This is a genomic window from Pandoraea sp. NE5 (assembly GCF_024363545.1).
In the GTDB taxonomy this organism is placed as follows: domain Bacteria; phylum Pseudomonadota; class Gammaproteobacteria; order Burkholderiales; family Burkholderiaceae; genus Pandoraea; species Pandoraea cepalis.
Genome location: NZ_AP025517.1, coordinates 62,138 through 74,772, shown reverse-complemented (window position 1 = coordinate 74,772; position 12,635 = coordinate 62,138). Strand labels below are relative to the sequence as shown.

Sequence of the window (12,635 nt, the reverse complement as noted above, 5' to 3'; positions counted from 1 at the left end):
GTCGAGTGCAGCGTTCGGCGAAAGACGTTACCGCCGCGCACCTCCAGACGTCACTTCGGCTAAGATGCCAGCATCGACGTCGTGGCCGATGCGATAGCTCCGAGAGCGAGGCCGTTCGAGCCCGCCATTCCGACAATCCGGCAATGAAGCCATTTGGTAACGGTGGGCGACGCCTGGTCGCCTGCGCGATCGTGGGTGCGGCAAGCGTGTGCGCGGCCGCGGCGCTGGCGCAGCCGCCGCAGTACAAGAACGATGCCGAGTTGATGGGGGCGGCGATCGCGTCCCCCGAAGGTGTCGGCGAGGTGCTCGCGCGGCTCGTGCAGAAGTGCGGGCTCTATGGCGCGGCCACCCGAACGCACGGGAATGCGGCATTGCGCGCGTGGCAGACGCGGCACCGCGACTATCTCGCGGAGGGCCGGCGCGTGCGTGCCGAATTGCAATCCACCTATACCGATCCCGAAGCGCGCGCGCGCTTCGACGACTTGCTGCGCAACCAATTGCCGATGCTTGTCGAGCGCCAGTTTGTCGTCTATTCCCGCAGCATCGACGATCAGCCGACCGAGAGCGCGAAAGCGGATCTGTGCGATGGCTATTTCTCGGCGGTGGATGACCGTCAGTTCGATCTCAAGGTGAACGACCCGGCGCTCGCCGCGTTCTTCGACCGGCGAATTGCGGCACGTGCCGCGCCCGTCAGTGCGGACGATGCCGGGGGCGCCAGCCATCCGAGCGGGGGGGAGGATGCCGCAGCCAGCGCGCCGCCCGCACCGGCGGCGCCGGCCAAGTGAGCACGGCTATGCGGCCGCAGCCGTGTCGCCGTCCTCCGGCCGCTCGCCCGTCAGCAGGTAACGCATGAGATCGGCCACGGGGCGAATGCGCTCGCCGAAGGGCAACGGGTCGCGGCCACGGAAGAAGAGTCCGCGCGCCACATCGCCACGCACCGCCTGGGCGAGTTTCAGATCGATGCAGAACTGCCCGATGCGCGCCACGCCATCGCGCAGCCCACAGGCCTGCAGGCAATCGAATCCTTCCAGACACTGCCGCACCTTTGCCTTCGCTTGCAGGGCGGTCTCACGCGAGAGGTACTTCTTCAGCCACGGTGTCAGCACTGCACGCGCAGGCAGCCCGGCCACGCTGGTGAACTCGGCAATGTCTTCCGGCCGCGCGCTCGCCAACACCGCCTTGAACGCCGGATGCGCGTCAGATTCCTCGGTCACGGCAAACGCCGTGCCCAACTGCACGCCCGCCGCGCCTTGCGCCAGCCAGTGCCGAACCTGCTCGTGACGGTGGATCCCGCCGGCCACGATCAGCGGTACACGGGACCATTCGATGCCGAGCGTCGCATAGATTTCCCGGCACTCCGCGAGCACGCGATCGAACGAGAAGCGTGCGTCGCCCAGCTCTTCGATGCGTGACGCCCCGAGATGCCCGCCCGCATGTGCTGGATGCTCGATGACGATGGCGTCCGGCAGGCGGCCCTTCTTCATCCACTTGCGCAACACGAGGCTGACGCCGCGCGAGTCCGACAGAATCGGGATGAGCGCGACGCTTGGATGAGACGCCGTGAGTTCCGGCAGGTCGAGCGGCAATCCGGCACCCATGACGATGGCATCGGCGCCGCTCTCGCACGCCTGTCGTACCAGCGATGCGTGTGCGCTCACCGCCTTCATGACGTTGACCGCCACCAGTCCGTGACCGTCGGCAATCGCCTTGGCGGCGTGGATTTCGCGGTCCAGTGCAATCAGGTTGACCGCCTCGATGGCCGCCTTCTTGCCCTCGGGGGTGTGAAGGCCGTCGACTTCGGCGAGCAGGTCAGGATGATGGTGGCGCAGATCGATACTCGCGATCGTCCCCATGCCGTTGTGCCGTGCCACCGTGCCGGCGAGCCGGTGCGCGGAGATGCCGATGCCCATGCCGCCTTGCACTACCGGCACCAGCCGGCGGCCGGCCAGCGTCAACCATTGCTCGTTCATGTCAGTTCCGTCCATCGAGGTGGGCTCGCGCGGGCGATGGCGCCGTGTGACGGCGCGCCCACGCGAAAAGGGCAGTCTGGCACCTGCCCCGCGAACGGGTCTTGCGATGGGTCAAGCGCGGGCGCACTCAGACGGTGTGGAGCCTGCGGCATGACGTCGCAGCCGCTGGCCCCGCGTGTGGCCGCTTGTGAGCAGACGCTAGTCCGCGCGGGCTTTGGGCGGCGTGCCGCTCAGTTTCATGCCGAGGCCACGCAGGAGCACGCGCAGCCCGTCGGCCTTTCCCAGTTGCGGACGATGACGGAAGACGTCGTAGTTGACGGCTTCAATCCGGTCGAGGATGCGCAATCCACCATGCACCACGCAACATAGTTCCAGGCCGAAGCGGCCCGGCACACGGTTGGCGAGCGGCGCGCCGCGCAGCATCATCCGCCGTGCGAAGTCGACTTCGTAGCGCATGAGCGCGCGCCAGCGCTCGTCGAACGCCTGCGCGCCGATGTCGGCATCGGTCACCCCGAACCGGGCCATGTCGTCCTGCGGCAGGTACACGCGCGCCTTGCGCCAGTCGACTTCCACGTCCTGCCAGAAGTTGATGAGTTGCAGGGCCGAGCAGATGTCGTCCGAGCAGGCGATGTTCTCGGGCGTGTCGAGCTTGAAAAGGGCGAGCATGATGCGCCCGACCGGGTCGGCCGAGCGGCGCGTGTAGTCGCGCAGATCGGCGAATGTCGCGTATCGCTTGACGTCGATGTCCTGATCGAACGCGCTCAGCAGGTCGGAGAACGGCTGGACCGGGAGCCGATGCTCGGCAATGACACGCGCGAGGGCCGCAAAGAGCGGCTTGTCGGGCGACGTGGGCTGTCCGGCGGCGATCTTGTCGAGTTCCGCCTGGTACGCCGCGAGGCCGGCGTGACGCTCGGCGTCGGGCGCATCGCCCTCGTCGGCAATGTCGTCGGCCGTGCGCGCGAAGTTGTAGATCACGCCGACCGGCGCGCGCATCTCGCGCGGCAGCAGGATACTGGCGACCGGGAAGTTCTCGTAATGCTCGATCTTGGCGTCGGAAGTCATCAGGCGGGTGGGCAAATGGGGCAACGCGGCAGCGCTGAGGGCCCCGAGATTCTATGCTATCGTTCCGAATCCTGGCGGGAAAGTCGCGCCAATCCCCGGTATACTTCCCTCCTTGCAAGAATCCCCTGAGTTTTTTCCGTGGTGTCACCCCGTTCCCCTGCACGACGAGGAGCCTCGTGAGCGTCGCCGAACCGATCGAAATGTCGCCTGAGCCAAGCAGCGCACGCGTGGCGTCGGGCAGCAGTTTTTACGCTGCCATGCGCATTCTGCCGCCCGCGCAGCGCGAAGGCATGTTCGAGATTTATGCCTTTTGCCGTGCCGTAGACGACATTGCCGACGACGGCGATGACACGTCGGCGAGCCGCATGGCGCGTCTGGCCGCGTGGCGACGCGATCTGGCCGATCTGTACGACGGACGCCCGGCGCCGTCGCTCGCGAACCTTGCCCGCGTGGTCAAGCAGTTCGGCCTGAAGCACGACGACTTTCTCGCCGTGATCGACGGCATGGAAATGGATGCCTGCGGCCCCATCGTCGCGCCCGACCTGCCCACGCTCGATCTGTATTGCGATCGCGTGGCGAGCGCCGTCGGTCGTCTGTCGGTCAAGGTGTTCGGCATGCCCGAGCAGGACGGTATCGATCTGTCCTATCACCTCGGCCGTGCCCTGCAATTGACGAATATCCTGCGCGACATCGACGAAGACGCCGGCATCGGCCGCGTCTATCTGCCGCGCGAAACGCTGGCCGAGGCCGGCATCGTGGGCGCCACGCCGCAGAACGTCGTTGCCGCCCAGCTCGACCGCGCCTGTGCGCCCCTGGTGGCGCAGGCCCGAGAACATTATGCAAAGGCGCGCGCGATCATGGCGCCTTACCCGCGCCGCGTGGTGATTGCGCCCGCTGTGATGGCCAAAGCCTACGGCGCGATCCTCGACAAGCTCATTGCGCGCGGCTTCGCCGTGCCTCGCGAGCGCGTGCGTGTGCCGCGCTGGCGCCTCATGCTGATGCTGCTGCGGCAGATGGCGTTCTGATGTCGGGCACGGCTCACGTTATCGGTGCCGGTCTGGCAGGCCTGGCCGCCGCGGTAAGGCTCGTGAAGCGTGGCGTGCCGGTCGTGCTGCATGAGGCGGCACCGCAGGCGGGCGGACGCTGCCGGTCCTACTTCGACCGGCAGTTGAACGCGGTGATCGACAACGGCAATCACCTGGTGCTCTCGGGCAATACAACGATGCGCGAATTTACGCGCACCATCGGCTCCGAACACACATTGACCGGCCCCGATCGTGCGGAATTCGCGTTCGTCGATCTGACGAGCGACGAGCGCTGGACGGTGCGTCTGTCGGAAGGGCGCCTGCCATGGTGGATATTCGACAGCAACGCCCGCGTGCCGGGCACGAAGTGGTTGGACTACCTGTCGCTCGCGCCGCTGCTGCGCGCCGGACCCGACGCGACCATGACCGACGCGATGCGCTGTCCGCCCGCGCTTTATCAGCGCCTGATTCACCCGTTGTTTCTCGCCGTGCTCAACGCCGATCCGGCCGAAGGCTCTGCGCAGATGGCGGCCGCCGTTATTCGCGAAACGCTCGCGGCGGGCGGCAAGGCCTGTCATCCGCTGATCGCGAGCGAGGGCCTGGACGTGTCGTTCGTCACGCCCGCGCTGGCATTCCTGGAAGCGCACGGCGCACGCGTGATGATGCAGCATCGCGTGCGGGCATTGGGATTTTCGCCGGATGACAGTCGTGTGGAATCGATCGATTTTGGCGACGGACCGCAGGCGTTGGCGGCGGACGATGCCGTCGTGCTGGCGGTGCCGCCAAACGTGGCGGCTGGGCTGGTGCCGGATCTGACGACGCCCGACGAATACCGGGCCATCGTCAACGCCCATTTCCAGGTGCCGCCGCCGCCGGGCTGCCCGCCGATGATCGGCGTGGTGAACGGCGTGAGCGACTGGATCTTCGCGTTCGACGGCCGGTTGTCGGTGACGATCAGCGGGGCGGATCATTTGCTCGACGAATCGCGGGAAGCGCTCGCGCTGCGCATCTGGAACGAGGTCGCGCGCGCCTGTCAGGTACCCGCCACGCCGATGCCGGTGTGGCAATTGGTGCGCGAGAAGCGCGCCACGTTTGCGGCAACGCCGGCGCAGGACAAGCGTCGCCCCGGCGCGCGCACGCGCTGGCGCAATCTCGCGCTCGCCGGAGACTGGACGGCCACCGGCCTGCCCGCGACCATCGAAGGCGCGCTGCGCAGCGGCAACCGGGCGGCCGACGTGCTGCACCCCGCCTGAGGCTTGTCGAACCGTCTCGCGCATGAGCCGGGCGACAGAACCCGGCACCTATCGTCAATGACACTGTTTAACCGGCGCGTACGCCGCGCCGATCACACGCCTTTGAGTAGGCAAGAATGCCATGGACACGATACGCGATGCTTCCGAAAAGGAAGCGCGACGCACGGCCACTGCCACGGCCGTGGACCTCAAACTGCATACCGAGCTTGCCCAGAAGGTGAGCACGGCAATGGCAACGCAGACGCTCGAGACGGGTATCGACCGCTCGATCGCAGCATTGCTCGACCTGCAACAAGACGACGGTCATTGGCTCTTCGAACTGGAAGCCGACGCCACGATTCCGGCGGAATACGTGCTGCTGCGTCACCATCTGGCCGAGCCGGTCGACGCCGAACTCGAAGCGAAGATCGCCGCCTATTTGCGCCGCATCCAGGGCGAGCACGGCGGCTGGCCGCTGTTCCACCAGGGCAAGTTCGACATGAGCGCGAGCGTGAAGGCGTATTTCGCGCTCAAGATGATCGGCGATCCCATTGACGCCCCGCACATGGTGCGTGCCCGCGAGGCCATCCTCTCGCGCGGCGGCGCGCAGAACTCGAACGTCTTCACGCGCATCTTGCTGGCGTTGTACGGTGTGCTGGAGTGGAAGGCCGTGCCGATGATGCCCGTCGAGATCATGCTGTTGCCGCAGTGGTTCCCCTTCCATCTGTCGAAGGTGTCGTACTGGGCGCGCACGGTGATCGTGCCGTTGCTTGTGCTGCAAGCCAAGCGCCCGCGCGCCCGTAATCCCAAGGGTGTCGGTATCGACGAACTGTTTATCGGCAGTCCCAAAGACGTGGGTCCGCCCAGGCGCGCACCGCACCAGAGCCGCTTCTGGTTCACGTGCTTTTCGGGCGTCGATCATGTGCTGCGAGCCCTCGATCCGTTCTTTCCGAAAAAACTGCGAGAGAAGTCGATCCAGCGTGCCGTCGCGTTCGTCGAGGAACGCCTGAACGGCGAAGACGGCCTCGGTGCGATTTATCCGGCCATGGCCAACGCGGTCATGATGTACGACGCGCTTGGCTATCCCGAAGCGCATCCGAGCCGCGCAATGGCCCGCCGGTCGGTCGAGAAGCTCGTGACACCCGCCGATCACGAGACTTATGTGCAGCCGTGCCTGTCGCCGGTGTGGGACACCGCGCTGGCCGCGCACGCGCTGCTCGAAACTGGCGACAAGCGCGCCATCGAGCAGGCGGGCAAGGGGCTCAAGTGGCTCATTCCGCTGCAGATCCTGGACGTGCGCGGCGACTGGATTTCGCGCCGCCCGAACGTGCGTCCGGGCGGTTGGGCCTTCCAGTTCGCGAATCCGCACTACCCGGATGTCGACGACACCGCCGTGGTCGCCATGGCGATGGATCGCTACGAGAAACTCGTGGGCGCCTTCGGGAACGACACGGTCGACGCGAGCCCGCGGCCGATGCGTCACGCGATCGATCGCGGCACGGAGTGGGTCATCGGCATGCAGAGCGGCAACGGCGGCTGGGGCGCATTCGAGCCCGAGAACACGCATCTGTATCTGAACAGCATCCCGTTCTCGGACCATGGCGCCTTGCTCGATCCGCCGACGGTGGACGTCTCCGCGCGATGCCTGTCGATGCTCGCGCAATTGCCGCCATCGCCGGAGCGCAAGGCCTCGGCCGATCTGGCGTTGAAATACATTCTCGACGATCAGGAAGCCGATGGCAGTTGGTACGGCCGCTGGGGTATGAATTTCGTGTACGGCACGTGGTCGGCGATGTGCGGCCTGCAGGCGGCGGGGGTGTCGCCGGCGCATCCGGCCATGGCGCGCGCGGCGCAGTGGCTCCTCTCGATCCAGAATGCCGACGGCGGATGGGGCGAGGATGGCGAGAGCTACAAGCTCGACTACCAGGGCTACGAAGCGGCACCGAGCACGGCGTCGCAAACGGCGTGGGCGCTGCTCGGCCTGATGGCGGCGGGCAAGGCCGACGACCCGGCGGTCAAGCGCGGTGTCGATTATCTGCTGAGTACGCAGAACGATGAAGGGCTGTGGGACGAAGCCCTGTACACGGCGACGGGCTTCCCGCGCGTGTTCTATCTACGCTATCACGGCTATCGCAAGTTCTTCCCGCTGTGGGCACTCGCGCGATACCGCAACCTGACGGTGCGCAACGACTGCCCGGTGCCGTGCGGGATGTGATCGCGCCCGCCATGACCCCGCCCATCATCGTGGTGACCGGCATGCCTTTCGAAGCGCGCATCGCGCGCGGCGACGGAGTGGTCGTGGTCTGCGCGCAAAACAATACGCTCGCGTCAGACCTGGAGGCCGCAATGGCACGCGACGGCGCGCGCGGGCTGGTGAGCTTCGGCACGGCGGGCGGTTTGAGGCCCGGCGTGGCGCCCGGTCGATGGGTGATTGCGCATAGGGTATTGGATATGCCGCAGCAGGCGCACGCGTATGTGTCGTGCGTGCGCTGGGCCGATGCGCTGCGACGTGCGATGCCCGACGCCTTGCACGCCGATCTGGCCGGGGTGACGGCCCCCGTCGTCAGGGCCGACGACAAGGCCGCACTGTGGCGCGAGAGCGGGGCGGCGGCGGCCGACATGGAGTCGCACATCGTCGCACGCGTGGCACAGGCGCACGGACTACCGTTCGTCGCCGCCCGCGTGGTGATCGACCCGGCGGAGCGCTCGCTCCCCCCGGCGGCGCTCGCCGGACTTCGCAGCGACGGCTCCACCGATATCCTCGGCGTGCTGCGCTCGCTCGCCGTCAATCCGCTTCAATTGCCCTCGCTGCTGAGTGTCGGGAAAGACGCGAGCCGTGCCAAACAGGCCATGCGCCATGGACGCGAGGTCATCGCCCTCACACTGGGCGATGGCTTCGGCGCGGTGGCCGCGGGGATCTGATCGCCGCGTCGTTTCTTGCGCGCCTCATCAAGACGGCAATCAATAAAAATGCCAGCGCGTCGTTGCAGACGGGCTGGCATTTTTGCCTTCTGGCATACGCCATTACGTGTGCCGGTTCAAGCGTCCGACGATTGCTGGCCGCGTGCTTGAGCGCGTCCCTTCCACATGCCACCGCGACCGCGCCAGTGCTGTAGCGCCGAGTCGAACGTGAAGACGGTATAGAGCGCAGCGACGAGCGGCAGCAACGGGCCGAAGCTCGACGGCTGCCGGTAGAAGCGCAACATCGGCACGTAGGCCAGCGTCATCGCTATCCACGCAAAGAGGCCGAGCCATTGGGCGATGCCCGTGGCAAAGATCGTCATGACCGGCGGCACGATGAACGTAAGCAGCAGCGAGACGAGGGTGCCCGCAAGCAACACCGGCGAATACTGTAACTGCGCGTAGGCCGTGCGCGACACCATCTTGCGAATCTCGCCGAGGTTGTCGTACGGACGCACGCTCAGGGCGCGCTCGGTCAACCCCAGCCAGATCGCGCCTTGCCGCTTGAGCAGGCGTCCCATCGCGCAGTCGTCGATGATCTCGTCGCGAATGGCTTCGATGCCGCCACCGGCTTCGAGCGAGGCGCGATGGATCAACATGCATCCGCCCGCGGCCGCAGCCATGCGTTTCTTCGGATCGTTGACCCATGCGAACGGGTAAAGCATCTGGAAGAACAGCACGAACGCTGGAATCAGTGTGCGCTCGAACCAGGCGGTGCAGCGCAGCTTCGCCATCAGCGAGACGAGCACGCGGTCATCGCTCACCGCCCGCGTGACCAGACGGCGTACGTTCTCGGGGAGATGGGCAATGTCGGCGTCGGTGTGCAGGAGGTAGTCGGGGGCGACGCCATCGCCGTTCGTGCCCGGATCGCTCGCGAACGCGACCCCTTGGCTCACGGCCCACAGCTTGCCGGTCCAGCCGCCGGGCAGGGGCTGGCCGCTGAGCACATCCACGCGGCGCGTGAAGCCGTCCGCCGCTGCCCGCGCGGCGGCTTCGCGCGCGAGATCGGCTGTGCCGTCGCTGCTCTGGTCGTCGACGACCACGATGCGCAGCCGCCCGGCATAGTCCTGGCGGCACAGCGATGCTACGACCTGTCCGATCGATTCCGCCTCATTGCGCGCGGGAATGATCACCGCCACCGCAGGCCAGACGTCGGGCACAGGCAGACGGTCTTCATCCAGATCGTCGCGCTCGCGCGCACGCCAGAAGCCGCCTTGTGAGCTGAGCAGGTAGATCCAGATGCCCAGCGACAGCGCGGCGATCCAGGCCAGAACGGTCATGTCAGATATCCGGCGGAGCCAAACCAGGCGAGCGCGTCCTGCAGGCCCGCGGCGTAGGGACGGGCGCTGTAGCCGAGGTCGCGTTTCGCCTTCTCCGACGAGAAGTACATCTGATACCGCGACATCTTCAAGCCATCGACCGTGACGAACGGTTCCTTGCCGGTAAAGCGCGCAACGCCTTGCGCCGCCATCGCGAGCGGATAGAGCGGCCAGCGCGGCAGCGCGATCTTCGGAGCGCGGCGCCCCACCATGTCGGCGATGCCCGCCAGCATGTCGCGCAGCGGCACGTCGTCGCCGCCAAGAATGTAGCGCTCACCGATGCGGCCATGCTCCAGGGCGAGCAGATGGCCTTCGGCGCAGTCGTCGACGTGCACGAGGTTAAGCCCGGTATCGACGAACGCGGGGATCTTGCCCTGCGCAGCCTCGACGATGATGCGTCCCGTCGGCGTGGGCTTGATGTCGCGTGGTCCGATGGGCGTAGACGGATTGACGATCACGGCGGGCAGACCGTCGTGGGCGATCATTCGCTCGACCAGACGCTCGGCGGCGACCTTGCTGCGCTTGTATACGCCGATGGTCGTGGCTTCGTCGTTCGGGGAGGTTTCGTCGACGGGGCCAACGGCGTCATGCACGCGTAGCGTGGCAACGCTGCTGGTGTAGACCACGCGCCCGACGCCCGCGCGCAGCGCGGCTTCCATCACCGTGCGCGTGCCGTCGATATTGGCCCGCATGATGTCGCTGGGGTCTTTCGCCCAGAGACGATAGTCGGCAGCCACGTGGAGCAGTGCATCCACGCCGGCAAGCGCGCGCTGCATCGACGCCGCGTCGCGCATATCGCCCTCCACGACCTCGACAGGAAGATCGGCGAGGTTCGCGCGTGGACTGGTGCCGCGCACCAGCAGGCGAACCTCGTGACCGCGCGCCAGCGCCGCGCGTGCTACCGCAGACCCGACGAACCCGGAGGCGCCGGTGACCAGGACACGCGACGGCATTTAGGCCTTGACCCGGCGCAACTCGTCGAGCTTGATCTCGACGTGCTTCGAGAAGACGAACTCGGCCGGACGCTGCTTGGCGAACGAAACATCATCGGCCATCGCGCCGTCCGTGCGTACCCCCTTGAGCGCCACGCCCAGCGCGCGCAACGGGTGCGAGAGCGTCTCGTTCACGGCGGTGGCTTCGAAACCGCTGTGCACCATGCAGTCGGCGCACTTCTCGTAGTTGCCCACGCCGTACTTGTCCCAGTCGGTGGTATCCATCAGTTCCGTGTACGTCTTGGCATAGCCTTCGCCAAGCAGGTAGCACGGACGCTGCCAGCCGAACACGGTGCGCGTCGGGTTGCCCCACGGCGTGCAATGGTACGAACGGTTGCCAGCGAGGAAATCGAGGAACAGGCTCGACTGGCTGAACGTCCAGTTCTTGCCGCCGTTGCCGCGCTTGAGAATGTCGCGGAACAGTTGCTTGGTCTTCGAGCGGTTCAGGAAGTGCTGCTGGTCCGGGGCGCGCTCGTAGGCATAGCCCGGCGACACGGTAATGCCGTCGAGGCCCATTTCCTTCGTGGAATCGAAGAACTTGGCCACCTTTTCCGGGTCGGCGTTGTTGAACAGCGTGCAGTTGATGTTCACGCGGAAGCCACGTGACTTGGCCAGCTTGATGGCGGCCACGGCGCGTTCGTACACGCCATCCTGCGACACGGCGGCGTCGTGCATTTCACGGTCGCCGTCGAGGTGAATCGACCAAACGAAGAACGGGCTCGGCTGGTAGTCGTCGATCTTCTTCTCGAGCAGCAGCGCGTTCGTGCACAGATAGACAAACTTCTTGCGCGCGATGATGCCCTTGACGATCTCCGGCATTTCCTTGTGCAGCAGCGGTTCGCCACCGGCAATCGAGACCACCGGCGCGCCGCATTCATCCACGGCATCGAGCGAATCCTTGAGCGAGACGCGCTGGTTCAGAATGGGGTCCGGATAGTCGATCTTGCCACAGCCCGAGCAGGCGAGATTGCAGCGGAACAACGGTTCGAGCATCAGCACCAGCGGGTAGCGCTTGTTGCCCTTGAAGCGTTGTTTCATCAGATAGGCGCCAACATACGCCTGTTGCAGGAAGGGGATGGCCACGTTCGGCTCCTGTTCGTATTGCGTTAGCCGGCCAGCGCGTGATGCGCGGCGACCGGCTCGTCTTTGGTCAGTTCCGACGGCAGGCGAAACTGGATGGTTTCCTCGATGCCGTCCATGAGAGTCACTTCGACGGTGTCGATGCGACGCAGCGCGTCGATCACGTCTTCGACCATGCGTTCGGGCGCCGACGCCCCAGCGGTGATGCCGATGCGGGCCTGGCCGCGCACCCATGCCGGATCGACCTCGGTGCCGTCGGCCACGAGATAGCTCGGCAGCCCCATTTCGGCGCCGATTTCGCGCAGGCGGTTCGAGTTCGAGCTGTTCGTCGCACCCACCACGAGCAGCACGTCCACACGCTCGCACAGCTCGCGCACGGCCGTCTGGCGGTTTTGCGTGGCGTAACAGATGTCCTTGGTGTCCGGACCGACAATATCGGTAAAGCGACCTTGCAGCGCCGCAATGATACCGCGAGTCTCGTCGACCGACAGCGTGGTCTGCGTCACATACGAGACCGGGGTGTCGACGGCCAGCGGCAGCGCGTCGACATCGCGCTCGGTCTGCACGAGATGCACGGGGCCGTCGATCTGGCCCATCGTGCCCTCGACTTCCGGGTGCCCGGCGTGGCCGATCAGAATGACGTCACGCCCGGCGGACACGTAATTCTTGCCTTGCAGGTGCACCTTGGTCACGAGCGGGCAGGTGGCATTGAGCACTCGCAGGCCGCGCGTCTGTGCTTCCTGTTCAACGACGCGCGCCACGCCATGGGCACTGAAAATAGTGACCGCACCCGCGGGGGCTTCGGACAGCTCGTCGATGAAGCGCGCGCCCTTGGCCTTGAGCGAATCGACCACATGCTTGTTGTGGACGATCTCATGGCGCACGTAGACCGGGGCGCCGTATTTTTCCAGGGCGCGTTCCACGATCTCGATGGCACGTATGACACCCGCACAAAAACCGCGGGGTTGGGCAAGGAAGACTTGCATTCAGCTCT

Annotated in this window: 11 protein-coding genes; 5 read left to right on the top strand and 6 right to left on the bottom strand. The window is 66.1% G+C overall.

The genetic code is table 11. The features are described from left to right. The first annotated feature begins 143 nt into the window (after positions 1 to 143). Positions 144 to 785, top strand: a complete 642-nt coding sequence (locus PanNE5_RS00330; RefSeq protein ID WP_261938925.1) for a hypothetical protein — start codon at positions 144 to 146, stop codon at positions 783 to 785. 6 nt (positions 786 to 791) lie between these two features. Here the strand turns inward: PanNE5_RS00330 and PanNE5_RS00325 are convergent, their stop codons facing one another. Both PanNE5_RS00325 and hpnC read right to left on the bottom strand, forming a co-directional pair. Further along, complete coding sequence (locus PanNE5_RS00325) at positions 792 to 1,970, bottom strand: NAD(P)H-dependent flavin oxidoreductase (RefSeq protein ID WP_261938924.1); 1,179 nt, start codon at positions 1,968 to 1,970, stop codon at positions 792 to 794. Between the two features lie 198 nt (positions 1,971 to 2,168). Continuing rightward, entirely contained in the window at positions 2,169 to 3,032 is an 864-nt protein-coding gene (gene hpnC / locus PanNE5_RS00320; RefSeq protein WP_261938923.1) for a squalene synthase HpnC, read from the bottom strand. Positions 3,033 to 3,208: 176 nt separating this feature from the next. Here hpnC and hpnD point away from each other — a divergent pair, with 176 nt between their 5' ends. The 4 genes from hpnD (at position 3,209) to PanNE5_RS00300 (ending at position 8,211) form a co-directional block, all read left to right on the top strand. After that, complete coding sequence (hpnD, locus tag PanNE5_RS00315; RefSeq protein WP_017235469.1) at positions 3,209 to 4,057, top strand: presqualene diphosphate synthase HpnD; 849 nt, start codon at positions 3,209 to 3,211, stop codon at positions 4,055 to 4,057. Further along, the gene (gene hpnE / locus PanNE5_RS00310; protein WP_261938922.1) at positions 4,057 to 5,310 is read left to right on the top strand and encodes a hydroxysqualene dehydroxylase HpnE; all 1,254 of its coding nucleotides are present in this window, start codon (positions 4,057 to 4,059) and stop codon (positions 5,308 to 5,310) included. Before hpnD ends, hpnE begins: the two co-directional genes overlap by 1 nt. 229 nt (positions 5,311 to 5,539) lie before the next feature. Beyond that, entirely contained in the window at positions 5,540 to 7,504 is a 1,965-nt protein-coding gene (gene shc / locus PanNE5_RS00305; RefSeq protein WP_261939900.1) for a squalene--hopene cyclase, read from the top strand. A gap of 11 nt (positions 7,505 to 7,515) precedes the next feature. Then, positions 7,516 to 8,211 (top strand): phosphorylase, encoded by a 696-nt coding sequence (locus PanNE5_RS00300; RefSeq protein WP_261938921.1) that lies wholly within the window; start codon positions 7,516 to 7,518, stop codon positions 8,209 to 8,211. Between the two features lie 116 nt (positions 8,212 to 8,327). On the opposite strand, the gene PanNE5_RS00295 is transcribed toward PanNE5_RS00300, so the two are convergent. The 4 genes from PanNE5_RS00295 to ispH are packed head-to-tail and all read right to left on the bottom strand — an operon-like array spanning position 8,328 to position 12,627. Beyond that, positions 8,328 to 9,530 (bottom strand): glycosyltransferase, encoded by a 1,203-nt coding sequence (locus PanNE5_RS00295; protein WP_261938920.1) that lies wholly within the window; start codon positions 9,528 to 9,530, stop codon positions 8,328 to 8,330. Further along, the gene (gene hpnA / locus PanNE5_RS00290) at positions 9,527 to 10,522 is read right to left on the bottom strand and encodes a hopanoid-associated sugar epimerase (protein ID WP_261938919.1); all 996 of its coding nucleotides are present in this window, start codon (positions 10,520 to 10,522) and stop codon (positions 9,527 to 9,529) included. The genes PanNE5_RS00295 and hpnA overlap by 4 nt, the downstream gene beginning before the upstream one ends. Further along, positions 10,523 to 11,644, bottom strand: coding sequence for an adenosyl-hopene transferase HpnH (gene hpnH / locus PanNE5_RS00285; RefSeq protein WP_261938918.1), 1,122 nt, complete (start codon positions 11,642 to 11,644; stop codon positions 10,523 to 10,525). 23 nt (positions 11,645 to 11,667) lie between these two features. Then, positions 11,668 to 12,627 (bottom strand): 4-hydroxy-3-methylbut-2-enyl diphosphate reductase, encoded by a 960-nt coding sequence (gene ispH, locus PanNE5_RS00280; protein WP_017235476.1) that lies wholly within the window; start codon positions 12,625 to 12,627, stop codon positions 11,668 to 11,670. Between the last annotated feature and the right edge of the window lie 8 nt (positions 12,628 to 12,635).

Bases quoted from the DNA above. Each gene is read 5' to 3' on its own strand.
- PanNE5_RS00330 (WP_261938925.1), top strand. From the start codon at position 144: ATGAAGCCATTTGGTAACGGTGGGCGACGCCTGGTCGCCTGCGCGATC.
- PanNE5_RS00325 (WP_261938924.1), bottom strand. From the start codon at position 1,970: ATGAACGAGCAATGGTTGACGCTGGCCGGCCGCCGGCTGGTGCCGGTA.
- hpnC (WP_261938923.1), bottom strand. From the start codon at position 3,032: ATGACTTCCGACGCCAAGATCGAGCATTACGAGAACTTCCCGGTCGCC.
- hpnE (WP_261938922.1), top strand. From the start codon at position 4,057: ATGTCGGGCACGGCTCACGTTATCGGTGCCGGTCTGGCAGGCCTGGCC.
- shc (WP_261939900.1), top strand. From the start codon at position 5,540: ATGGCAACGCAGACGCTCGAGACGGGTATCGACCGCTCGATCGCAGCA.
- PanNE5_RS00300 (WP_261938921.1), top strand. From the start codon at position 7,516: ATGACCCCGCCCATCATCGTGGTGACCGGCATGCCTTTCGAAGCGCGC.
- PanNE5_RS00295 (WP_261938920.1), bottom strand. From the start codon at position 9,530: ATGACCGTTCTGGCCTGGATCGCCGCGCTGTCGCTGGGCATCTGGATC.
- hpnA (WP_261938919.1), bottom strand. From the start codon at position 10,522: ATGCCGTCGCGTGTCCTGGTCACCGGCGCCTCCGGGTTCGTCGGGTCT.
- ispH (WP_017235476.1), bottom strand. From the start codon at position 12,627: ATGCAAGTCTTCCTTGCCCAACCCCGCGGTTTTTGTGCGGGTGTCATA.